We start from the raw sequence: 23,128 nt of genomic DNA, 5'->3' as shown, positions 1-23,128 counted from the left end.
TTTTATGCAATCGCTCTGATAGGCAGGACTCGGCTTTCCTCGTCGGCGCGACGGTCTTCAGCACGGTACAGTTCAATCAGCCAGTTCTGCAGGCGCTTGATGACTAGCTCTTCGTTGGTCAGACGGCCCCGGGATGCAAAATTCGATTGCATGCCCATGTGAGAACGACGCCATGCGAAGAGATCCTCGATCATCACCGGGTACAGATCGTCATGTTCCTGGTCGAATTTTTCCTTGTGATCATCACGTTCCAGAGTGGATTGCGGATACATCCAGGACACGCCGTAGGTGGACTGCTTGGCGCTTTTGGGCAACCACATGAAATACTTGACCTTGTCCGGCATGGCGACCAGCAGCAGGTTCGGCGCAACCGTCACGTATGAAAGCCGGGTACGCTCCTGATCAGTCAGAAACGCCATGGGAGGCTGCAGGATGGAGCCGGTATGGGTAGGAGCCGCGTCCTTGTGGGTGGAGATCAGGTTGTAGGACACGATGCCGTTGGATACGTCGTTGAAGACGGCGCTTTCATCCACGCGGTCCGGATTGGTTTCGTACATGCCGCCCCACGACGACGCATGCAGAAAGCTGCAGTGGTAGCACTCGTCGTTGAAGATCTTCCAGTTCCAGTCGAAGCTTTCCATCTTCAGCGGCTCTGAAGACTTCAGTTCGGACATCCGGTAGTTCGCCAGCTGTTCGCCCAGTTTGCCCAGACGGGTATGCAATGCCGGGGCCAAGGAGTCGTAATTGATGAAGATGAAGCCTTCCCAGACTTCTGCACGGATTTTGGGCAGACAGACGCTCTTGGGATCGAAGTCGGCGCCGGCATCGGTCAGGCCCGGGGCGGACACCAGCTCACCGTCCATGTTGTACACCCAGGCGTGCAAGGGACAACTGATGCGGCGCACATTGCCTGTCCCTTCCAGCAACAGCATATTGCGATGACGGCAGACATTCGAGAGCACATTGATCCCGCCGTCACGGGTGCGGATGGCGAACAGCGCGTCATTACCGACATCGAACGTGAAAAAGTCCCCGGCGTCGGGAATATCAGTGGCGCGACCGACGCAGAACCACTGCTTCTTCCAGACCGCATTCAGTTCAAACTCAAAGAACGCTTCCGATGTGAAGCACTCCGGGGGCAAGGCAAGAACCTCATCGGTTTCCTGCTGGAAGTAGCTTCGGTCGAATTCTTCAATATCAATCGGCGAGCGTAGGGCTGTGTTCATCTCGATGTCTCCTCTGATTGGCATGAGCGCCATCAATGGCTGGTTGTCAGGTCAGGCCAATCATGCGGCAGGGAGCCATTCTTGAAAATTGAGCAAATTTGACTGATGGATGAGTTTTTTTTGAGGTCCGAGCCAAACCATCGGCTTGTTCCGTCCGGCAAAAGCCGGGATGCAAAAAAAATGCCTGCGAATTCGCAGGCATTTCAGACAAGGCAAGGCGGCTAAGCAGTAGGTGTTACTGAATGGCGATGGACGCCACCCAGTCGATGAATTCCTGTTCCTGGCTGCTTAAATTGGCTTGCATGGGATAAGCCAGAAAGTACGCATACTCATCCAGGTACACATCAAACAGCTGGATGATTTCCTGCTTCTCGATCAGGGGCTGCAGCAAAGCCGGGCAGCCCAGCATCACTCCCTGACCGTTCAGCACGGCGTTCATGCGTACATTGGTGTCATCGATATGGAAGCTTTTTTTGGCTGTCAGCTCCTGACCCGCGGCCTTGTGCAGCCATTGCTGCCAGCACACATGGTTTTCTTCATGAATCAGAACATGCTGGTTCAAATCGGCTGCGGATTTGATGTCGCCATGCGCCTTCAGATAGGACGGCGCGCAGACCGGCGTGAGATTACCGGGGATGATGCGCAAGGTGTTCAAATGCGGCCAGTCGCCCTGCTTGCCCCAGACGATGGCAAAGTTGATGTTGTCTCTGAAAAAATCAGGCGCTTGCAGACGATGCAGCAGGTTGATTTCAATATCAGGATGCTTGAGCCAGAAGTCGTGCAACCGCCGGGTAAACCACATGCTCGAAACAAAAGGCCGCAAGGACAGGTTGATGCGGCTCTTGCCATGCGGCATGCGCAACTCGCTCAAGGCCTGGTTGATTTCATAGAACGGCCGTTGCAGACGATCAAACAAGAACTGCCCCTGCTCCGTCAGCTCCAGTGACCGGTTTTTACGCAAGAACAGCTTGCATCCCAAATACTCTTCCAGAACCTTGATCTGGTGACTGACCGCCGAAGGAGAGACCAGCAGGTCTTCTGCCGCCTTGGTGAAGTTCAACCTCTGTGCTGATACCGTAAAGGTCTTCAAGGCATTCAGTAATGGCACTTGCATGGCGGCCTACGTCTCCTGATCATCTTATTTCCAGAATGAAATTGGAATATAAGCTTAGCAGGCGTCAGCAAGGCGGAGAAAGGACTTCCAGAGAACGAGACCTCAGGCTTATCTGGAATCGCCGCCCCGATCGCGCCGCACCGGCACCAGCACGCTTTCGCGCTTCTTGCGCTGGTGGTCCACAGCGGAGCTGTACAGCTTCCAGCCCGTCAGGGCCAGGGCGCCCAGGCGCACCCAGCGTCCGCCCAGGCTGCTGAGCAGGGCCGAGGCGCTGCTCAGCAACAAGGGATAGCGGCGAGTCAGGGTCAGAGCGCTGCTCAGCAGGCCGCCCATGCTGTGTCCGGACGGCGCCATGCTGCGCAGCAGATTGCCGGGGCGCAGATCGTCGCCCAGCGCGTGGATCTGTTGCGACAGGGCCTGGCGCTCCAGTGCGGCCCGAGCGCGCAGCAATTCAATACGGATGGCCCGCTCCTGCGAGCTCATGCTCTCTTTCGCACTCATTCCCGTTCTCCCGCTTTATCGCCCAGGCGCTCCAGAAACGCGGCGTCACGGCGCAGTTCGTCCAAGGTGGCGGCAAATGGAATGGGGCCGGTGGTCAGTCGCCGACGCACGGCCAGAAACAGTCCCACGCCCAGGACGGCATAGACCACCACCAGGATGCCCAGTGCCACATACCGATAGTCGGTCGGCCAGAAATACAAGGCCAGCAGCAGGCTGAAGACCAGCACGGCCAGGGTGGAGAACAGCAATGCGCCAAACAGCATGCTCAGCAAGGAAATCAGACTGGCCTTTTGCTGCCCTGCTTCCAGCGCGAACAGTTCGAGACGGGTGCGGGCCGACGACACCAAGGTCGAGCCCAGTTCACTGACGGATTGCCGAAGCGCCATAATATGTCCCTGCTCCACGGCGTCCTTTCATTGCAAGCAATGACGGCCGCCAGATTGGTATAAGAACCTGTTCAAGGCTGCCGACCGGCGCCGCGGGGCGCCGGTCGGCAGGACCGGTATGCGCCACGCAGGCCCGCGGCCGCGCGGCGCAAGGCGTGGACGGATCAACGGCGGCACATGAGCATGCCGAACATCAGGCCGACCACGCCGGCAATGCCGATGGCCTGCCAGGGGTTGTCGTGCACGTAATGGTCGGTGGCCTTGGCGGCGCGCACGCTGCGCTCCACCACGGCTTCCTGGGCGTCATGCAGAGAGTCGCGCGTCAAGCGCAGCGAGCGCAAGGCCTTCTCGCGCAGTTCGCCGGCCTTGTCGCCGGTTGCGTCGGCCGCTTCGCGCAGGAGCTTCTCGGCCTCGTCCAGGCTTGCCTTGACCTCGGCGATGAAATTTTCGCTGGTTTCCACACTTTTCTTGGTTGCCATATACAGCTCCTTCTGGTTGAAAGGGATGCACGTTGCGAGCGCATCGCCAAGTTGGTGGCGCGGCTGGGCGCCGGATTGGTACTGTTCGCCGCCCATGGCCCTGCAGCCGGGGGACGGCGCCATTCAATGGGCAGCGACCTCACCTGTTGTACAGGTTTACTTCAATTGCGTCACGTCCACAAGGGACGCAACGCCGTTCTGCACGCTTTCCTGCTTCATGACCATCTGCACCTCGGGGCAATACCAGTCCGTGACCTGGGCATTGACGCCGGGCAAGGGCAGGCTGATGCCGCTGAAACTGGCCTGCGTGGGTTCGATCTCGCGCTGGTAACGTATGGGCCAGCATTCATGGCGGCCCAGCGCGGTTTCTATGGTCTGCGCCGCGCCTACCGTCTTGGTGCCGGTGTGGATGCGCAGAGGATTGGTCTGGGCGCGCTTGTCCAGCTGGATCTGGAAATCCTGGCGCGGGAAGGTCTGGCCCTCACGCAGCGCATTGCGATCATAGGAGAACAGACCCACCAGGCGCAGGTCGAACGAACCCTTGACCGGCTCCAGCCCGCCGCGTCCGTCGTCGCGCTGAAAGCTGGCGCGTCCATCGCGCACCGTCATGACGTAGTCGATGTTCGGCTTGCTGGCCGGCAGGCCCGCCAGCGCCACGCTGGCCTGGCCGCGCACCCGCGCGCTGCAATGATCGCCGCCGGATTTGGTGACGTCCGAGAACGCCAGGTCGGCGCCCATGGCAAGAAAACCCGAGCCGGTCAGCTGCACCTGCCCGCCGTCGCGCATGAAAGGGACGTCGCACAGGCCGGCCCGGGCGGTGCCCAGGCCCAGCAGCAACAGGAACGGCAAAGCAGACCAGACTGGCAGTTTCATGATCTTCCGTTTACTCCAAGGAATCACAGTTCATCCTACCCTATTTATCGCGGAGGTCGGGCCGCGCCCTGGCAAGGGAATGTAAAAAACCGCGACAGCTTCTGGTTCAAGGATATGGGTCAGACCTTCTGGCGCGTCCCGAAGATGCGGTCGCCCGCATCGCCCAGGCCCGGAACGATGTAACCGCTCTCGTCCAGGTGGCTGTCTATGGATGCCGTATAGATATGCACGTCGGGGTGATGTTTTTCAAGAGTGGCGATGCCTTCGGGCGCCGCCACCAGCACCAGGGCGCGGATGTTCTTGCAGCCGGCCTTCTTGAGCAGGTCGATGGTGGCCACCATGGAGCCGCCGGTGGCCAGCATGGGATCGACGATCAGGGCCAGGCGCTGGTCCAGGGCGCCCACCAGGCGCTCCAGGTAGGTCTGGGCCTGCAGGGTCTCCTCGTTGCGCGCGATGCCGATCACGCTGACCTTGGCGCCGGGAATCAGGTTCAACACGCCGTCCAGCATGCCTATGCCGGCGCGCAGGATGGGCACCACCGTGACTTTCTTGCCCGCCAGCTTCTCCACTTCCACCTCGCCGCACCAGCCTTCGATGGTGGTGGGCTCCAAGGGCAGGTCCTTGCAGGCCTCGTAGGTCAGCAGCGAGGCGATCTCCTGGGACATCTCGCGAAAGTTCTTGGTGCTCAGGTCCGCCTTGCGCATCAAGCCCAGCTTGTGGCGGATCAGAGGGTGGCGTATTTCGTGTATGGGCATGGTTGCCTGCTAAATAGAGGTACAAATAGAAAAACGGGGTCCGGAGGAACCGGACCCGGATAAAGCGGGGATCAGCGCACGGCCAGCCACTTCACCACGGCGTCGAAAAAGGGCCGGGCCGCGGCGGAGCGCTCGTCGTTGACCATCATGACGACAATATACCGCTTTCCACTGGCGCCCAGCACGTAGCCGGCCAGGGCGCGGCTGTCGCGCAGCGTGCCTGTCTTGAGGTGGGCGCGGCCCTGGACTTCGTCATCGCGCAGGCGTCCGCGCACCGTGCCATCCACGCCCGAAATGGCGAAGGAGGAAATGTATTCGGGCATCCAGTTGGAGCGCCAGGCGACCTTGAGCATGTCGGCCATGCCGCCGGCGGTGACGCGCCCGTTGCGCGACAGTCCCGAACCGTTGTCCACGACCCAGCCGCGGGTGTCCACGCCCTGGCGGGCGAGAATGGACATGACGGCGCGCTCGCCGCTGGCCACCGTGGCGCCCTGGCCGCTGGTCTCGGCGCCCACCGTCAGCAAGATGGTGCGCGCCATGACATTGTTGCTCTGCTTGTTGATGATGCGGATCAGGTCCGAGAGCGAGCGCGAATCGTGCCAGGTGATGGCCTGGGCATTGCCCGGCACGCGGCCGGTCCGGATGTCGCGCGCCAGCGTGCCGCCCAGGTCGCGCCACAGGGAGCGAAACAGCTTGTCGAAGAATTCGGTCTGCGAATGCACCAGGCGATAGACGCTGAACTCGCCGCAGGAAGCCGCCGCCTTGCCGCTGACGCGGATGACGATGTCGCGCCCCTCGTGGGCGACCTGCGTGCCCACCACCGGCGAACCGGGGCAGACCGCCGTGGACCACTCCACCTCGCCCTGCACGCGCACGCCGGGCAGCGGGGGATCGACGATGGCGACCCACTTGCGCGCCTGGGCGTCGGGCTGGAAGACCAGGCGGGACGCCCCCAGCCCGACCATCATGGCGTCGGGACTGGCGTTGTAGGGCCGGTCTCCCGCGTTGTCGAAATCGCCCGGATTGATGGTGACGTTGCCGAAGATGGAACGATCGACGACGACCTCGGTCAGATTCTTCACGCCGCGCAGCCGCAGCTCGCGCAGCATGTCCCACAACTCCGGCACGGTCAGGAATGGATCGCCGCCGGCCTTGATATACAGAGGTCCCTTCAACGTGCCCTGCTCATCGACCTGCAAGCCGCCCTGCGCCATCAAAGTGGTGCGCCAGGTATATTCCGGCCCCAGGGCCGACAGGCCCGCCCAGGTGCTGACCAGCTTCATGACCGAGGCCGGGTTGCGCGGCTCCTGGGCATTGACGCCGATCAGGCGCGCGCCGTCGGCCTCATCCACCACGATGGACAAGGCCGATTGCGGCAGGCGGCTGGCGCCCCAGACCGTGGCCAGTTCGGGCGGCAAGGCCTGCGCCAGGGCGAGCGTGGCCCCTTGCGCCGCCAGCAGCGCGGCGAGCGCCAACTGTTTGCAGCGGTTCAAAACAGGCTTTGCCATCAGGGCCGTCATGCACGCGTCTCCGTCAGTTCGTTCTGGAAAGCCCCAAGCATACCGAAAGAAAAACAGCGAGGAAACGGCGACTTCGGTAATCCGGGGACAAAGCGTTAAAATGGTCGGCTTATATCGGGTCCGGCCATCCCGCGCCCGGACCTTCATTGCACACCATGAGCATCGATCCCTCTCTTGATATCTCGCAGTTCGACTATGAACTGCCTCCCGAGCTGATCGCCCAGAGCCCCGCCGCCCAGCGCCAGGACAGCCGCCTGCTGCGCCTGGACGGCGCCGGCCGGCTGCACGATCTGCGCTTCACCGATCTGCCCGGCCTGCTGCGCCGCGGCGACCTGCTGGTCTTCAACGACACCCGCGTCATCAAGGCGCGCCTGCACGGCCGCAAAAGCAGCGGCGGCAAGGTCGAGGTGCTGATCGAGCGCGTCACCGGCCCGGACACCGCCCTGACCCACATCCGCGCCAGCAAGTCGCCCAAGGCCGGCGTCCTGCTGGAGCTGGCCGATGGACGCGTGCTGGCCGACTGCACGGGGCGCGAAGGCGCCCTGTTCGCCCTGCGCTTTCACGAACCCGTGCTCGACATGCTGGAGCAGTACGGCGCCACCCCCCTGCCGCCCTACATCACCCACCAGGCCGACGAACAGGACGAATCCCGCTACCAGACCGTCTATGCCCGCCACCCCGGCGCCGTGGCCGCGCCCACGGCCGGGCTGCACTTCACCGACGACATGCTCGCGCTGCTGCGCGAACAGGGCGTGGAACAGGCCTTCGTCACCCTGCACGTGGGCGCCGGCACCTTCCAGCCCGTGCGCGTGGACAAGATCAGCGAACACGTCATGCATGCCGAACGCTATCGCGTGCCGGCGCAGACCCTGGAAAAGATCCGGGCCGCCCGCGCCGCGGGAGGCCGCGTGATCGCCGTGGGCACCACCAGCGTGCGCTCGCTGGAATCGGCGGCCCGCCGGGAGGAAAGCAACAGCCACCTGTGCCCGGACGGCAGCATCGAAGGCGACACGCGCCTGTTCATCACGCCCGGCTACCAGTATCAGTGGGTCGACGCCTTGATCACCAATTTCCACCTGCCCCAGTCCACCCTGCTGATGCTGGTGTCGGCGCTGGCCGGCATGGAACCCATACAACGTGCCTACCGGCACGCCGTCCAATCCCGGTATCGCTTCTTCAGCTACGGCGATGCCATGTTCATCGAGCCCCCATCCCATGAGCGGACTGAAGTTTGACCTGCTGAGCACCGACGGCGCCGCGCGCCGCGGCCAGCTCACCCTGAACCACGGCGTCGTGCAGACGCCCATCTTCATGCCGGTCGGCACCTATGGCAGCGTCAAGGCCATGATGCCGCACGAGCTCAAGGACAACGGCGCCCAGATCATCCTGGGCAACACCTTCCACCTGTGGCTGCGGCCCGGCACGCAGGTGCTGGACCGCTTCGGCGGCCTGCACGGCTTCATGGGCTGGGACAAGCCCATCCTGACCGACTCGGGCGGCTTCCAGGTGTTCAGCCTGAAAGGCATGCGCAAGATCACCGAGGAAGGCGTCAAGTTCGCCTCCCCCATCACCGGCGAGCGCCTGTTCCTCACGCCCGAAGAATCCATGCGCATCCAGTATTCGCTCAATTCGGACATCGCCATGGTGTTCGACGAGTGCACGCCCTACCTGATCGAGGACCGGCCCGCCACGCACGCCGAGGCCGCCACGTCCATGCGCATGTCGCTGCGCTGGGCGCGCCGCTCGCGCGAGGAATTCAAGCGCCTGGGCAACCCCAACGCCTTGTTCGGCATCGTGCAGGGCGGCATGTTCGAAGACCTGCGCGACGAATCCCTGGCCGGCCTGACCGACATCGGCTTCGAAGGCTATGCCATCGGCGGCCTGTCCGTGGGCGAGCCCAAAGAAGAGATGATGCGCATCCTGGCGCACACGACCCCGCGCCTGCCCGCGCAGGCGCCGCGCTACCTGATGGGCGTGGGCACGCCCGAGGACCTGGTGGAAGGCGTCAGCCGGGGCGTGGACATGTTCGACTGCGTCATGCCCACCCGCAACGCCCGCAACGGCTGGCTGTTCACCCGCTACGGCGACATCAAGATCCGCAACGCCCGCTATCGCGACGACACCCGCCCCCTGGACGAGGGCTGTCGCTGCCACACCTGCATGAACTTCTCGCGCGCCTACCTGCACCACCTGCAACGCGCCAACGAGATCACCGGCGCGCGCCTGAACACCATCCACAATCTGCATTTCTACCTGCAGATCATGAAAGAGATGCGCGAGGCCATCGAGCAGAAACGGTTCGAAGCCTGGCGCGAACAGTTCCACCAGAACCGGGCGCATGGCATCGATGGAGGCCGTCTTGAGTTCCTGCAACAAACTACCGCTACAATACAGAGTTAGTTTTTACAACCCACATTAAAAATACTCAGGAGCCCTCCATGTCCGCAGTTGACATCTTGACTCTCATTCCAGCACAGGCGGCCGCCGGCGGCGAAAACGCCCTGATGGGCATGCTGCCCATCATTCTGATGTTCGTCGTGCTGTATTTCCTGATGATCCGCCCCCAGATGAAGCGTCAGAAAGAACATCGCAACCTGGTCGCCGGCCTGTCCAAGGGCGACGAGGTCATCACCTCCGGCGGCCTGCTGGGCAAGGTCAGCAAGGTGCACGACAACTACCTGACCATCGAAGTGGCCAACCTGGCCGACAAGCCCGTCGAGATCCTGGTCCAGCGCGTGGCCGTGACGACCGTGCTGCCCAAGGGCACCATCAAGTCGCTGTAATGCCCCCGACCCCGGACCCAGGTCCGGGGTTGCCATTTCTGCACCCGCCGTAGATACCCCATGAATCGTTACCCCATCTGGAAATATCTCATCGTATTGGTGGCCCTCGCGATCGGCCTGCTCTATACGCTGCCCAACTTCTTTGGCGAATCGCCTGCCGTCCAGGTCTCCAGCGCCAAATCCACCGTACGGGTCGACTCCAGCCTGCTGAGCCAGATCGACGAGCTGCTCAAGCGCAACAATATTCCCACGACGGGTTCGTATTTTGAACAGAACGGCCCCAGCGCCACCGCGCGCGTCCGTTTCGAATCCACCGACACCCAGCTCAAGGCCAAGGACCTGATCGAGCGCGAGCTCAACAAGGACGCCTCCGCCCCCGACTACACCGTCGCCCTGAACCTGCTGCCCGCCTCGCCCTCCTGGCTGACGGCCCTGGGCGCACATCCCATGTACCTGGGCCTGGACCTGCGCGGCGGCGTGCACTTCCTGCTGCAGGTGGACATGCAGGGCGCGCTGACCGCCCGCTACGATTCCATGGTGGCCGACGCCCGCAGCGTGCTGCGCGAAGCCAAGACGGCGGTCGGCGGCATCGAGCGCGAAGGCCAGTCCCTGCGCCTCACCTTCGCCTCCGAGCAGGATCGCGACGCCGCCCAGCTGGAACTGCGCCGCGGCATGCCCGACCTGGTCTTCACCAATGCCGGCCCCACCGGCCTGACCGGCCGCCTGTCCGAGGCCGCCGTCATCCAGGTCCAGAGCAACGCCCTGAAACAGAACATCACCACCCTGCACAACCGGATCAACGAGCTGGGCGTGGCCGAGCCCGTCATCCAGCAGCAGGGCGCGGACCGCATCGTGGTCCAGCTGCCCGGCGTGCAGGACGTGGCCAAGGCCAAGGAAATCCTGGGCCGCACCGCCACCCTGGAGCTGCGCATGGTGGAGGACTCCCCGGCCGCCATCGCCGCCCTGAACGCGGGCACCGTGCCTTTCGGCCTGGAGCGCTATACCGAGCGCGGCGGCGCGCCCCTGCTGCTGCGCCGCCAGGTCATCCTGACCGGCGAGAACCTGCAGGACGCCCAGCCCGGCCGCGACCACCAGACCCAGCAGCCCACGGTCAACCTGACCCTGGACAACAAGGGCTCGCGCATCTTCCGCGACGTCACCCGCAACAACATCAACAAGCGCATGGCCATCGTCCTGTTCGAGAACGGCGTGGGCGAAGTGGTCACCGCGCCGGTCATCCGCAGCGAAATCCCCAACGGCCAGGTCCAGATCAGCGGCAGCATGAACGCCCAGGAAGCGGCCGACATCTCCCTGCTGCTGCGCGCCGGCTCGCTGGCCGCGCCCATGAGCATCATCGAAGAGCGCACCATAGGCCCGAGCCTGGGCGCGGACAACATTCGCCAGGGCTTCGACGCCACGCTGTACGGCTTCATCGCCATCGCCATCTTCATCATCCTGTACTACCACCTGATGGGGGTGTTCTCCACCATAGGCCTGGCCTTCAACGTGCTCCTGCTGCTGGCGGTGCTGTCCATGCTGCAGGCCACGCTGACCCTGCCGGGCATCGCGGCCATCGCGCTGACGCTGGGCATGGCCATCGACGCCAACGTGCTGATCAACGAGCGCATCCGCGAGGAACTGCGCAACGGCGCCTCGCCCCAGCAGGCCATCCACCTGGGCTTTGACCGTGCCTGGGCCACCATCTTCGACTCCAACCTGACCAGCCTGATCGTCGGGGTGGCGCTGCTGGCCTTCGGCTCCGGCCCGATCCGCGGCTTCGCGGTGGTGCACTGCATCGGCATCCTGACCTCCATGTTCTCCTCCGTGGTCGGCGTGCGCGCCCTGGTCAATCTCTGGTACGGCAACAAGCGCCGCCTGCAGAAGATCTCCATCGGCCAGGTCTGGAAACCACAGGACAAGTAATGCGCCCGCGCCGGCACGCGCCGGCCAGGCCCCACAACAGGCATAACGCATCATGGAATTTTTTCGTATTCACCGCAGCATCCCGTTCATGCGCCATGCGCTGGTGCTGAACCTGATCAGTCTACTGACCTTCATCGCGGCGGTCGTATTCATCGTCCTGCGCGGCTTTCACCTGTCGATCGAATTCACCGGCGGCACGGTTATGGAAGTGCACTACCAGCAGACCGTGCAGGTCGAGGAAGTGCGCCGCTCGGTCCAGTCGCTGGGCTACTCCGACTTCCAGGTCCAGAACTTCGGCACTTCCCAGGACATCATGATCCGGCTGCCCGTGCAGGACGGGAAGGACTCGGCCCAGCAAAGCGACCAGGTCCTGCAGGCCCTCAAGCAGCAGCACGCCGACGTGGAGCTGCGCCGCGTCGAATTCGTCGGCCCGCAGGTGGGCCAGGAACTGCTGCACAACGGCCTGATGGCGCTGGCCTTCGTGGTCGCGGGCATCCTGCTGTACCTGGGCTTTCGCTTCGAGTGGAAGCTGGCGCTGGCCTGCGCCATCGCCAACCTGCACGACGTGGTCATCATCCTGGGCTTCTTCGCCTTCTTCCAGTGGGAATTCTCGCTGTCGGTGCTGGCTGGCGTGCTGGCGGTGCTGGGCTACTCCGTGAACGAATCCGTGGTGGTCATGGACCGTATCCGCGAAAACTTCCGCAAGCAGCGCAAGATGTCCGTGTCCGACATCATCGACCTGTCCATCACGCAGAACATCTCGCGCACCATCATCACCCACGGCTCCACCCAGATGATGGTGCTGTCGATCTTCTTCTTCGGCGGCCCCACCCTGCACAACTTCTCGCTGGCCCTGACCATCGGCATCTGGTTCGGCATCTACTCCTCCGTGTTCGTGGCCGCCGCCATCTCCATGTGGCTGGGCGTCAAGCGCGAGGACCTGGTCAAGCCCATCAAGAAGGACGAAGGCGGCGAAGTCCTGGAAGGCTGATCTTCCTTCCGCCTCCCTCAAGCCCGGCATGATCATGCCGGGCTTTTTTTTATTCATCGCCAGTTTGCGGGGCAGAGGTCGACTGGTCGATAGTAGAGTAGGTCTTTGCGAGAACGCCGTTCAAGCAGTGGGCGAGCCCGTCTGGGCTGACGGCTTGCCGGTGCTGCGCACCGGTGCCCTAGTCGGCGGATCGCTCCGGGCGCATTCTGAACTCGCGCGATGGCTCGTCCCCCGGACGAGCCATAAGCGTCGCGCTCGAACAGCAGAATGCTTGCCTCCCGGATCGCTCCTCCGACTGCGGCAAGCCGTCTGACCCGCCCTGACGGGCTCGCCCACTGCTTGAACGGCTCACAATGGCCACCTTATCGACCAGCCGATGAAAGTGTCTGCCGATAAGGAATATCTTGTCGCATCGTGGCCTTGGGCCACTGCGCCTAATGACTTGATGACCCTGGCATAGCGCTGTTTGGGCCAAGCAAAGCGATGCTGTTTTCTTGAGGAGGGCCTGGGCGGGCCGGCGGGCGAGTCAGGGACTTCGCCTTGTCAGCACGCTGGAGCGGGAGGCAAGGGGCGTGCTGTTCGAGGAGCACGCTTGCGGTTCGTCCGGGGGACGAACCGCGCTCCGAGTTCACGGCCCGCCCAGGCCCTCCTCAAGAAAACCGAGATTTTTCCCTGCTTGGCCTAAAAAGGCCCTACCCGTACTGCAATACCCCAGAAATCAATTGAGTAGCTTTTTTAACCGTCGGACCGCCCAATAAAAAGACGCCCCATGCTCAGCAAGCAGCCCCCAGCCTGCGCAGCAGCATCACGGGCTTTTTTTCCGCCCTGCAGGCGGCGGCGCTATAATGAACGATTCATCATTTCCAACCGCCCCCGGGATATACACCCGTCACGGCCCCATCCATGACCGACACCACCCTGCCCACGCCCGCCAGCGCGGACAACGCCGCCAAGCCTGTCCGCAAGCTGTTCATCCGCACCTTCGGCTGCCAGATGAACGAGTACGACTCCGAGAAAATGGCCGACATCCTGAACCAGGACCGGCCGGTGGAACTGACCACCAATCCCGAAGAGGCCGACATCATCCTGTTCAACACCTGTTCGGTGCGCGAGAAGGCGCAGGAAAAAGTATTCTCCGACCTGGGCCGGGTGCAACACCTGAAGGCCCTCAACCCGGACCTGGTGATCGGCGTGGGCGGCTGCGTGGCCAGCCAGGAAGGCGACACCATCATCCGCCGCGCCCCCTACGTGGACGTGGTCTTCGGCCCCCAGACCCTGCACCGCCTGCCCGAACTCATCGTCAAGCGGCGCAACAGCGGCCGCTCGCAGGTGGACATCAGCTTTCCCGAAATCGAGAAATTCGACGCCCTGCCGCCGGCCCGCGTGGAAGGCTACTCGGCCTTCGTGTCCATCATGGAAGGCTGCAGCAAGTATTGCAGCTTCTGCGTGGTGCCTTACACCCGCGGCCCCGAAGTCTCGCGCCCCTTCGACGACGTGCTCATGGAGATCGCGGACCTGGCCGACCAGGGCGTGCGCGAAGTCACCCTGCTGGGCCAGAACGTGAACGCCTACCGCGGCCCCACCGGCGTGGCCGGCGAAATCGCGGACTTCGCCATGCTGCTGGAATACGTGCACGAGATCCCCGGCATCGAACGCATCCGCTATACCACCTCGCACCCCAAGGAGATGACCTCGCGCCTGATCGAGGCCCACGGCAAGCTGCCCAAGCTGGTGCCCTTCCTGCACCTGCCCGTGCAGGCCGGCAGCGATCGCGTGCTGGCCGCCATGAAGCGCGGCTACACCTCGCTGGAATTCAAGTCCATCGTGCGCCGTCTGCGCGAAGCGCGCCCCGGCATGGTGCTGTCCTCCGACTTCATCGTGGGTTTCCCGGGCGAGACCGAGGACGACTTCCAGAAGACGCTCAAGCTGATCCGCGACGTCAACTTCGACCAGTCCTTCTCCTTCGTGTATTCGCGCCGTCCCGGCACGCCCGCCGCGGACCTGGAGGACACCACCTCCAAGGAAGAAAAGCTGGACCGGCTGCACCGCCTGCAGGCCCTGATCAACGAACAGGCGCAGGCCATCAGCCAGGCCATGGTGGGCGGCGTGCAGCGCATCCTGGTCGAAGGCACCTCGCGCAAGGACGAATCCGAGCTGATGGGCCGCACCGAGAACAACCGCATCATCAATTTCCCCGGCGGCAAGCGCCTGATCGGCCAGATCGTGGACGTGCGCGTCACCCAGGCGCTGACCAATACCCTGCGCGGCGAAGTCCTCACGCAGGAACTCGTGACGGGAGCCTGACATGAGCGCCAACCGACGACGCATGCCCACCACGCTGCGCCTGGACGGGGACAACACCCACCTGGCCAACCTGTGCGGGCCGCTGGACGAAAACCTCAAGCAGATCGCCATCGCCTACGGCGTCGCGGTGCGCCGGCGCGGCAGCCACGTGTCCGTCGAAGGCGAGCGCGCTGCCGAAGCCGCCAAGGCCATCGCCTGGTTCCACGCCCGCGCCGTGCACCAGGCGCTGAACATCGACGACATCCAATTGGGCCTGGTGGAGCTGGGCGCCAGCCGCAGCCGTGACGAAGAACGCCAGCAGGACGCCCTTCCGGAACCGCCTCCGGTGGGCCAGGACGACTTCCAGCTGCGCACCAGCAAGCGCGACCTGCGCCCGCGCACGCCGCGCCAGCGCGACTACCTGCGCAACATACTGCACCACGACGTCACCTTCGGCGTCGGACCGGCCGGCACGGGCAAGACCTGGCTGGCGGTTGCCTGCGCCATCGACGCCTTGGAGCGCGAATCGGTGCAGCGCCTGATCCTGACCCGTCCGGCCGTGGAAGCAGGCGAACGCCTGGGCTTTCTGCCCGGCGACCTGGCCCAGAAAGTGGACCCCTACCTGCGTCCGCTCTACGACGCCCTCTATGACCTGATGGGCCTGGAGAAAGTCCAGCGCCTGTTCGAAAAGCAGACCATCGAGATCGCCCCGCTGGCCTATATGCGCGGGCGCACGCTCAACCATGCCTTCGTGATCCTGGACGAGGCCCAGAACACCACGCCCGAACAGATGAAGATGTTCCTGACGCGCATCGGCTTCGGCAGCAAGGCCGTGATCACCGGCGACCCCACCCAGGTGGACTTGCCCAAGGGTCAGCGCAGCGGCCTGACCCACGCGGTCAACATCCTGAAGGACGTGCAGGGCATCGCCTCCACCCAGTTCACCAGCCGCGACGTGGTGCGCCATCCCCTGGTCGCCCGCATCGTGGACGCCTACGAGAATGCCGGCGATGCCTGACCTGACCCTGAGCGTCCAGTACGCCGCCGCCTGTCCCGCACTGCCCCGCTGGCGCCTGCGCCGCTGGATGCAGCGCGTCCTGGACATCGCCTGCGAACGCATCCATCCCGAAGACCGTTTCAGCGGCCTGTCGGCCACCCTGCGCATCGTGGATGCCGAGGAAGGCCGCAGCCTGAACCAGGGCTACCGCGAGAAAGACTACGCCACCAACGTGCTGACCTTCGAATACGGCCAGGATCCGGAAGGCGTGGTCCACGGAGACATCGTGCTGTGCCTGCCCGTGCTCGAACGCGAGGCCGGCGAGCAGGGCAAGCCCCTGCTGCATCACGCCGCCCATCTGGTGGTCCATGGCACGCTGCACGCCCTGGGCTACGACCACATCGACGAAGACGAGGCGCAGGACATGGAAGCGCTGGAGACGGCCGTGCTGGCCAGCCTGCGCATTCCCGATCCCTACCAGGAACGCTAGCTCGCAAGAGGCGCCGGCCGCCGCGGCCAAGCCCCTTCCAGCCCATGTCCTGCGTCCATTTTTCGGTTATGCTAACTTTTCCATCAACTCGTCCTTCGGACAATGTCAGATTCTGCCCCCGACCCTGAACCGCGCGCTTCCAAACCCGGTTCGACCAACCCCATCTCCCGCCTGAGTGCCTTCTTCAACCGGCGCGCCGCGCCAGAAGACCGAGAAGACCTCAAGGCCCTGCTTGTCTCGGCGCACGAGCGCCAGGTCATCGATGACGAATCCCTTTCCATGATCGCCGGCACGCTGGACATGGCCAGCAAGACGGTCGCGGACATCATGGTGCCGCGCTCCAAGATCGACATGCTGGACATCGCCAAGCCCCTGGCCGAGCTGCTGCCCGTCATCATCGAAACGGGGCACAGCCGCTTCCCCATCTACGAGAACGAACGCGACAACATCATCGGCATCCTGCTGGCCAAGGACCTGCTGCTGTCCATCGCCAACCCGACCATAGACCTGCGTCCGCTGATCCGGCCGGCCGTCTTCATCCCGGAGACCAAGCGCCTGAACGTGCTGCTGCACGAATTCCGCAGCAGCCGCAACCACATCGCCGTGGTCATCGACGAGCATGGCGGCACCGCCGGCCTGGTCACCATGGAAGACGTGCTGGAACAGATCGTCGGCGACATCGAGGACGAATACGACGAGGATGCCGAGCAGACCATCTTCCAGGCCAGCCCGGACAGCTGGCGGGTCATGGCGCTGACGGAAATCCCGGATTTCAACGAGGCCTTCCACACGTCCCTGCCCAACGACGACTTCGACACCGTGGGCGGCTGGCTCGCTTCCGAGCTGGGCCACATCCCCCGCCGGGGCGACGTCGTCCAGCTGGACGGCATCAGCATCACGGTGGTGCGCGCCGATGCCAAACGCGCCCTGTGGCTGCACGTGCAGCGGGCCGTTCCCGCCGAGCCCGATCTTGAGCACAACTGATCCCAAGCCCTTGCCAGAGGCCCTGCGCATCGCCCTGCTGATCGCACTGGGCGGCTTCCACGCCCTGTCCTTCTCCATCGGCCCGCTGCCGGCCTGGACGCTGCCCTTCTATCAGATCGCCCTGCTGGCCATGGCCAGTTCACAGATCATGGCGTCCGCCGGCATGCGCCAGGCCTTCGGACGCGCCTGGCTGTTCGGCCTGGGCCACTTCGGGGTGGGCGTCTACTGGCTGTACATCAGCATGCACCAGTACGGCGGCATGCCCGCCTGGCTGGCTGCGCTGGCCGTGCTGCTGCTGGCCGCCGCCCTGGCCGTGTTCCTGGGACTGGCCGCCGCCCTGTGGCAGGGCCTGCGACGCGGCCTGCGGGCCGATTCCTGGCCCGCCCGTCTGCTGCTGGCCGCCGCCTGGGCCAGTTGCTGGACCCTGGCCGAATGGCTGCGCGGCACGCTGTTCACCGGCTTTCCGTGGCTGAACATCGGCTACGCCCATGCCGAAGGCATGTTCGCCGGCTGGGCGCCCGTCGTGGGCGTGTATGGGCTGGCCTGGATGTCCGCCTTCAGCGCAGCCGCCATCGCCCAGTTCGCCGCCTCCAAGGACAAGAACCAGAGCCCGTCCACCGCCATCGGCATCGGCGCGGCGCTGCTGCTCGGGCTGGTGGGCATAGGCCTGCCTCATGTCGCCTGGGTGCAGGCCGACGGCCAACCCTTCATCGTGCGCCTGGTCCAGGGCAATGTGGACCAGGCGGACAAGTTCGGCCAGTCCATGGAGCAGGGCATACGGCGCTACTATGAGCTGGCCGACCTGCCCGCCAAGTCGCCGGAAGACGCGCCGCGCCTGATCGCGCTGCCCGAGACCGTCATCCCCGTCCTGCAGAACCGCCTGGATCCCGCTTTCTGGCAGGACTGGACGGAACTGGCGCGCCGCCGCCAGGCCGACGTGATCCTGGGCGTTCCCATGGACCGCAGCCAGCCCCAGGGCGATTTCCAGTACACCAACAGCGCCCTGCTGATCCGGCCGGACACCCGTCCCGAGGACATCCTGCAAAGCGCGGCCCCCTATTACGACAAGCATCACCTGGTGCCGTTCGGCGAGTTCATCCCGCCGGGCTTCCGCTGGTTCGTGGACATGATGCAGATCCCGCTGGGCGACTTCTATCGTGGAGCGCTGCCCCAGCCGCCTTTCCGCCTGGACCAGGGTCGCATCGCGCCCAATATCTGCTACGAAGACGTCTTCGGCGAGGAGATCCTGCAAGCCGTTCGCGGCGACGGCCGCAACCCCGGCGCCAACCTGCTGCTGAACCTGAGCAATCTAGGCTGGTTCGGCGATTCCTGGGCGCTCAGCCAGCACCTGCAGATTTCCCGCATGCGTTCCCTGGAAACAGGCCGGCCCATGCTGCGCGCCACCAATACTGGCATGACGGCCGCCATCGATCCGCGCGGCCGCATCCGCGCCGTCCTGCCGCCGCTCAAGCCAGGCGTGCTGGACGTGGAAGTCCAGGGCACGCAGGGGCTGACGCCCTATGTGCGCATGGGCAACCTGCCCGTGCTGGCCTGGTCCGCACTGATTCTGATCCTGCTGCTGTGGCGGGGCCGGCGCAAGGCGGCCGAAACGGACGAGGCGGCCTGAAGGAGAAAGCGGGCCGCCGCGGCCTGCGCCGCAGACTGAAAAAAGAACAGGCTCCGGCCTGTTCTTTTTTTTTCAGGCGGACTCCTCTTCGAACTGAGCGCGCGAGCGGCGCACGAAGTCCTGTGCACGATCGCGGTTCCAGTCCTTGCACCACTGGACGAAATCCGCAGCCGGGATGGGCGGCGAGCACAGGTAGCCCTGCATGTAATCGCAGCCGGCATGATGCAGCAGCTCCACTTGCTCGTAGGTGGTGACGCCCTCGGCCACGACGCGCAAGCCCAGCTTCTGCGCCATGACGATCATGGCCTGGGTCAGCACCAGATCCTCGCTGCCCTGGGCCAGGTTGCGGATGTAGCACTGGTCTATCTTGAGCACATTGATGGAGAAGCGCTTCAGGTGCGAGAGCGACGAATAGCCCGTGCCGAAGTCGTCCAGCGCCACGCCCATGCCGTATTCGCGCAGGAAACGCAGTTGCTGCAAGGCCTGGTCCTGGCCGTCCAGAAGCAGCCGTTCCGTGATCTCCACCACCAGCGCATCGCCCGGAATGTTTTCGCTCTGCAGGTGCTCGACCCAGTCGCGGGCGCAGGAGCCGTTAAGCTTGAATTGAGCCGGCGACACGTTCAAGCTGACCCGGAAGCCCGGATCCAGCTCGCGCCGCAATTCCATGGCGGCCCGGGCGGCCGTCTCGAAGACCCATTCGCCGATAGCGACGATCAGCCCGGAATCTTCGGAGAAAGGGATGAATTCCGACGGCGGCACCAGGCCCAGCTGCGGGTGCTCCCAGCGGATCAGGGCCTCGGCGCGCGAGATCATGCCGGTTTCCAGGTCGACGATGGGCTGGTAGTAAAGGCGGAACTGCTGCTCATGCAAGGCGTTCTGCAGATCCTGCGAGAAGCGCAGGCGCGCCTGGACGGCCTCGCCCATGGCGGGCAGGAAGCGGCAATACTGGTTGCGGCCGCAGGCCTTGGCCGCGTACATGGCCATGTCGGCGTTCTTAAGCAGTTCGCCGGCGTCGTCGCCGTCCTCCGGATACAGGGTGATGCCGATGCTGGCCGACACCGACATGGAGTTGTTGTCCAGCTGGAACGGTTCCTCGATGGTGTCCAGCATGCAGCGGCAGGTGCGCTCCACGATGGATGGATCGCTGATGTCCGAGATGATCACCGTGAACTCGTCGCCGCCGATGCGCGCCACGGTATCGGGCCCCCGTACGCATTGCTGCAGGCGTCGCGCCACCTCCTGCAGCAGGACATCGCCCTTCTCGTGGCCCAGCGAATCATTCACGTCCTTGAAGAAATCCAGGTCCATGAAGATCAGGGCGAATGGCAGGCCGGTGCGCTGGGACTGCTCCATGGCCTGCTGCAGCCTGTCCTGGAACATCTGCCGGTTGGGCAGGCCCGTCAGGTGGTCGTAGTGCGCCTGCTTCCACATCTGCGCCTCGCGCTTCTTGTGGCTGGTGATATCCGTGAACAGGCCGATGTGGCGATAAACCGTGCCGTCGGGATTCCATGCCGTACTGATGGTCAGGCGTTCCGCGTATTCCTCGCCGCTCTTGCGACGGTTCCAGATATCGCCCTGCCAGCGGCCGGTCTCGATGATCTCCTGCCACATCTTGCGGTAGAACTCCTTGTCCTGCCGGCCCGAACTGAGGATGGCCAGGGTGCGCCCGCGCACCTCGTCCAGCGCATAGCCTGTGATGCGGCTGAAAGCCGGGTTGGCGTCGACCACGTGCCCGAAGCGGTCCGTCACGACGATGGCCTCGCAGGTGTTGTCGTAGACCACGGCCGCCAGCCGCCCCGTCACTTCGTTGCGCACGCGGGTGGTGATGTCCTGGACCACCGCCACCGTGGTGACGCGGCCCTCCAGGCGTATGGGCACCTCGCACACCTCCACGTCGATGCTCTTGCCGTCATGGCGCACGGCGCGGGTCTCGTAGCGTACGCTGTTGGCGCCCAGGTGGCGTTTGGGAACGACCTCGGACAAGGAGGGGAAGCGCGGTTCCAGGAAGACATCGGCCAGGGTCAGGTTCTGGCGCAGCTGGGCGCGCGTGTATCCCAGCGTATCGGCCAGCTTCTTGTTGACGAAATCGAACCGGCCCTCGCTGGATATGTAAACGCCCAGCAAAGGGTTATGGCTGAGGCTGCGGCATGCGGCATTGACCTGTGCAAGATTGCGCTGCTGGATGGAAAGCTGCGCGTCCAATTGCTGGATGCGCAAACCGCAAAAGTTCAGGACCCGCGACAGATAATTGATTTCACGCGTGCCCGAAGCCGTGCTCTTGGCGCGATAATTGCCGCGGAAAAAAGCGCCCGCCTGAGCCGACAATTGATTCAGGGGCTGGGCCGCCCAAGCGCGAAACATCAGGTATGAACCGATCAGCACCAGAATATTCAGGCCCAGCAGCGCTACCACCGTCCAGCGATGCCGGGCCTGCGTCTTCTGGCGCTGCAGCTCGAAGGAATCCAGCAGCTGCTGCGTGTTGTGGCGGAACAGGGAGTCTTCGGCGCTGAGGGTGGCGGCCGGCAGCAGCACCTGATCGGGGGAAGCCGGGAAATCCAGCCGCATCAGGCGGCGCTGCCATTCGTTGGTGACCTGCCCGACCAGGCCCAGGAGCGGCTTGTCCAGCGGCTCCAGCCGCACGCCGTCCACCGTGCCGCCTTCCTTGAGCAGCTGCACCACGCTCTGGAACTGCTGGTCCAGCCGTCGCAGCCTCGACGGCGTGGCGCTGTCGGGCGCAGACAGCGCCACGGAATAGCTGATGTCGGACAATTGATGCAACAGTGCGCTGCCGGCCTGAAGCTGGGCCTTGGCCTGGTTCTGCTTGTAGATGACGGTGACCGTGGCCGAAACCAGCAACAGCCAGATCAAGAGCACCCATATCAACAAAGCGCCCAAACTGATTCGTCTTTGGGCATCCGCAGGGACAGGCATGGACGAAGATGTGCACTGCTTAGCTGACATAGCGCCATTAAATAAAAAATGCAGGCTCTGGGAATGGCCTACAAAACGTAATTATTGCAGGTGAAATGTTACTCGCTGAAGCATACCATTAATAGATTGCAGCACTGAGGACATTTATCAAGAAGCGCTTGATACAGCGTTTGCGGCGTTGAAATAAAGCCTCGGTACATTCGGGCGGCGGGTGAAAAAAGATGCACGTTGATCCGCGCAAGCAGGCGGGAATTGCAACGCGTCGAAACAAAATAGCTTTTCAGCGCGCAGCGCCGCGTCGCGGAACGCCGCATCGTCATGCCGCGCCTGGCCGCTTGGCGCCCCGCGCCGACCGGCGTCTCTCTGCGCGCATATCGCATATGTAACACAGCGGCGCTCACAAACACATTTTCACTGTATCTTCATACAGCCAGGCAGGCTGATGCACCTTCCAGACGCACTTTTTTGAGCTGTTCCGTCATTTTTTCCAAAAAGAGCTTGCGCAAAGCAAAAAACATGTTCATAATCTCATTTCTTCGTTGGTGGACAACAAGTTGAACACCGAAATGGGGGTATAGCTCAGCTGGGAGAGCGCTTGCATGGCATGCAAGAGGTCAGCGGTTCGATCCCGCTTACCTCCACCAAGACGAAGAAATGCATGTCCTGTCCCCTTCGTCTAGAGGCCTAGGACACCACCCTTTCACGGTGGGTACAGGGGTTCGAATCCCCTAGGGGACGCCAACGCTTCTGCTTGGCACCGCTGCGGAGCGGTAGTTCAGTTGGTTAGAATACCGGCCTGTCACGCCGGGGGTCGCGGGTTCGAGCCCCGTCCGCTCCGCCAAAGAACAATGGAATCAGCACCAGACTGGTTCTTGCAGGTCAAAGTGAAAAGGCCCGTCAAGCCTGACACTTGTTTCGTCGGACAGACGTCGTGGCAAATCCAGGATGCTGCCGAACGAAAAAAATGGGGGTATAGCTCAGCTGGGAGAGCGCTTGCATGGCATGCAAGAGGTCAGCGGTTCGATCCCGCTTACCTCCACCATATGACGTAGCTGTAAAGTCCTGTCCCCTTCGTCTAGAGGCCTAGGACACCACCCTTTCACGGTGGGTACAGGGGTTCGAATCCCCTAGGGGACGCCAACGCTTCTGCTTGGCACCGCTGCGGAGCGGTAGTTCAGTTGGTTAGAATACCGGCCTGTCACGCCGGGGGTCGCGGGTTCGAGCCCCGTCCGCTCCGCCAAAGAATTCCAAAGCCCGACGATTCC

19 protein-coding genes and 6 tRNA genes are annotated in these 23,128 nt (G+C 63.6%); 16 read left to right on the top strand and 9 right to left on the bottom strand.

Annotation, left to right across the window (positions count from 1 at the left end; translation table 11 throughout):
* Positions 1-2: 2 nt before the first annotated feature.
* The 8 genes from ACF3ND_RS03420 to dacB all read right to left on the bottom strand — a co-directional run bounded on the left by ACF3ND_RS03420 (position 3) and on the right by dacB (position 6,854).
* Positions 3-1,226 carry an aromatic ring-hydroxylating dioxygenase subunit alpha gene (locus ACF3ND_RS03420; protein ID WP_394064252.1) on the bottom strand — a complete coding sequence of 408 codons (1,224 nt, stop codon included), beginning with the start codon at positions 1,224-1,226 and terminating at the stop codon, positions 3-5.
* Between the two features lie 235 nt (positions 1,227-1,461).
* On the bottom strand, positions 1,462-2,340 hold the full coding sequence (locus ACF3ND_RS03415; protein WP_394064250.1) for a LysR substrate-binding domain-containing protein: 879 nt from the start codon (positions 2,338-2,340) through the stop codon (positions 1,462-1,464).
* Between the two features lie 108 nt (positions 2,341-2,448).
* Positions 2,449-2,841, bottom strand: a complete 393-nt coding sequence (locus ACF3ND_RS03410) for a hypothetical protein (protein ID WP_394064248.1) — start codon at positions 2,839-2,841, stop codon at positions 2,449-2,451.
* A complete protein-coding gene (locus ACF3ND_RS03405; RefSeq protein ID WP_394064246.1) occupies positions 2,838-3,227 on the bottom strand; it encodes a phage holin family protein in 390 nt (129 codons plus the stop codon). The genes ACF3ND_RS03410 and ACF3ND_RS03405 overlap by 4 nt, the downstream gene beginning before the upstream one ends.
* Before the next feature lie 164 nt (positions 3,228-3,391).
* Positions 3,392-3,706, bottom strand: coding sequence for a YqjD family protein (locus ACF3ND_RS03400; RefSeq protein WP_394064244.1), 315 nt, complete (start codon positions 3,704-3,706; stop codon positions 3,392-3,394).
* Positions 3,707-3,862: 156 nt separating this feature from the next.
* Complete coding sequence (locus ACF3ND_RS03395) at positions 3,863-4,579, bottom strand: hypothetical protein (RefSeq protein WP_394064242.1); 717 nt, start codon at positions 4,577-4,579, stop codon at positions 3,863-3,865.
* Positions 4,580-4,698: 119 nt separating this feature from the next.
* Positions 4,699-5,334 (bottom strand): uracil phosphoribosyltransferase, encoded by a 636-nt coding sequence (gene upp / locus ACF3ND_RS03390; protein ID WP_394064240.1) that lies wholly within the window; start codon positions 5,332-5,334, stop codon positions 4,699-4,701.
* 71 nt (positions 5,335-5,405) lie between these two features.
* On the bottom strand, positions 5,406-6,854 hold the full coding sequence (gene dacB / locus ACF3ND_RS03385; protein WP_394064238.1) for a D-alanyl-D-alanine carboxypeptidase/D-alanyl-D-alanine-endopeptidase: 1,449 nt from the start codon (positions 6,852-6,854) through the stop codon (positions 5,406-5,408).
* Positions 6,855-7,009: 155 nt separating this feature from the next.
* Here dacB and queA point away from each other — a divergent pair, with 155 nt between their 5' ends.
* The 10 genes from queA (at position 7,010) to lnt (ending at position 18,932) form a co-directional block, all read left to right on the top strand.
* A complete protein-coding gene (queA, locus tag ACF3ND_RS03380; protein ID WP_394064236.1) occupies positions 7,010-8,089 on the top strand; it encodes a tRNA preQ1(34) S-adenosylmethionine ribosyltransferase-isomerase QueA in 1,080 nt (359 codons plus the stop codon).
* Positions 8,070-9,254 (top strand): tRNA guanosine(34) transglycosylase Tgt, encoded by a 1,185-nt coding sequence (gene tgt / locus ACF3ND_RS03375; protein WP_394064234.1) that lies wholly within the window; start codon positions 8,070-8,072, stop codon positions 9,252-9,254. The genes queA and tgt overlap by 20 nt, the downstream gene beginning before the upstream one ends.
* Before the next feature lie 38 nt (positions 9,255-9,292).
* Positions 9,293-9,637, top strand: coding sequence for a preprotein translocase subunit YajC (gene yajC / locus ACF3ND_RS03370; RefSeq protein ID WP_394064232.1), 345 nt, complete (start codon positions 9,293-9,295; stop codon positions 9,635-9,637).
* Positions 9,638-9,697: 60 nt separating this feature from the next.
* Positions 9,698-11,560 (top strand): protein translocase subunit SecD, encoded by a 1,863-nt coding sequence (secD, locus tag ACF3ND_RS03365; RefSeq protein ID WP_394064230.1) that lies wholly within the window; start codon positions 9,698-9,700, stop codon positions 11,558-11,560.
* A gap of 52 nt (positions 11,561-11,612) precedes the next feature.
* Positions 11,613-12,551 carry a protein translocase subunit SecF gene (gene secF, locus ACF3ND_RS03360; RefSeq protein ID WP_394064228.1) on the top strand — a complete coding sequence of 313 codons (939 nt, stop codon included), beginning with the start codon at positions 11,613-11,615 and terminating at the stop codon, positions 12,549-12,551.
* A 903-nt stretch (positions 12,552-13,454) separates the two neighbouring features.
* Positions 13,455-14,855, top strand: coding sequence for a tRNA (N6-isopentenyl adenosine(37)-C2)-methylthiotransferase MiaB (gene miaB / locus ACF3ND_RS03355; protein WP_394064226.1), 1,401 nt, complete (start codon positions 13,455-13,457; stop codon positions 14,853-14,855).
* 1 nt (position 14,856) lies between these two features.
* Complete coding sequence (locus ACF3ND_RS03350) at positions 14,857-15,852, top strand: PhoH family protein (RefSeq protein WP_394064224.1); 996 nt, start codon at positions 14,857-14,859, stop codon at positions 15,850-15,852.
* Entirely contained in the window at positions 15,845-16,321 is a 477-nt protein-coding gene (ybeY, locus tag ACF3ND_RS03345; protein WP_394064222.1) for an rRNA maturation RNase YbeY, read from the top strand. The genes ACF3ND_RS03350 and ybeY overlap by 8 nt, the downstream gene beginning before the upstream one ends.
* 102 nt (positions 16,322-16,423) lie before the next feature.
* Positions 16,424-17,305, top strand: coding sequence for an HlyC/CorC family transporter (locus ACF3ND_RS03340; protein WP_394064220.1), 882 nt, complete (start codon positions 16,424-16,426; stop codon positions 17,303-17,305).
* On the top strand, positions 17,292-18,932 hold the full coding sequence (lnt, locus tag ACF3ND_RS03335; RefSeq protein ID WP_394064218.1) for an apolipoprotein N-acyltransferase: 1,641 nt from the start codon (positions 17,292-17,294) through the stop codon (positions 18,930-18,932). The genes ACF3ND_RS03340 and lnt overlap by 14 nt, the downstream gene beginning before the upstream one ends.
* A 72-nt stretch (positions 18,933-19,004) precedes the next feature.
* Here lnt and ACF3ND_RS03330 read toward each other — a convergent pair whose 3' ends face one another.
* Positions 19,005-21,806 carry an EAL domain-containing protein gene (locus ACF3ND_RS03330; RefSeq protein WP_394064216.1) on the bottom strand — a complete coding sequence of 934 codons (2,802 nt, stop codon included), beginning with the start codon at positions 21,804-21,806 and terminating at the stop codon, positions 19,005-19,007.
* Between the two features lie 625 nt (positions 21,807-22,431).
* On the opposite strand from ACF3ND_RS03330, the gene ACF3ND_RS03325 reads away from it, so the two are divergent.
* From ACF3ND_RS03325 to ACF3ND_RS03300, 6 genes are all read left to right on the top strand, one after another.
* A tRNA-Ala gene (locus ACF3ND_RS03325) sits at positions 22,432-22,507 on the top strand.
* A gap of 21 nt (positions 22,508-22,528) precedes the next feature.
* Positions 22,529-22,604: transfer RNA gene (locus tag ACF3ND_RS03320), tRNA-Glu, on the top strand.
* A 23-nt stretch (positions 22,605-22,627) separates the two neighbouring features.
* Positions 22,628-22,704, top strand: a tRNA-Asp gene (locus ACF3ND_RS03315).
* A 125-nt stretch (positions 22,705-22,829) separates the two neighbouring features.
* A tRNA-Ala gene (locus tag ACF3ND_RS03310) sits at positions 22,830-22,905 on the top strand.
* A 22-nt stretch (positions 22,906-22,927) separates the two neighbouring features.
* A tRNA-Glu gene (locus ACF3ND_RS03305) sits at positions 22,928-23,003 on the top strand.
* Positions 23,004-23,026: 23 nt separating this feature from the next.
* Positions 23,027-23,103, top strand: a tRNA-Asp gene (locus ACF3ND_RS03300).
* Positions 23,104-23,128 lie beyond the last annotated feature (25 nt).

It is taken from the genome of Alcaligenes sp. WGS1538 (assembly GCF_043187505.1).
Taxonomy (GTDB): domain Bacteria; phylum Pseudomonadota; class Gammaproteobacteria; order Burkholderiales; family Burkholderiaceae_B; genus Alcaligenes.
This window is presented reverse-complemented; position numbering and strand designations above follow the sequence as displayed.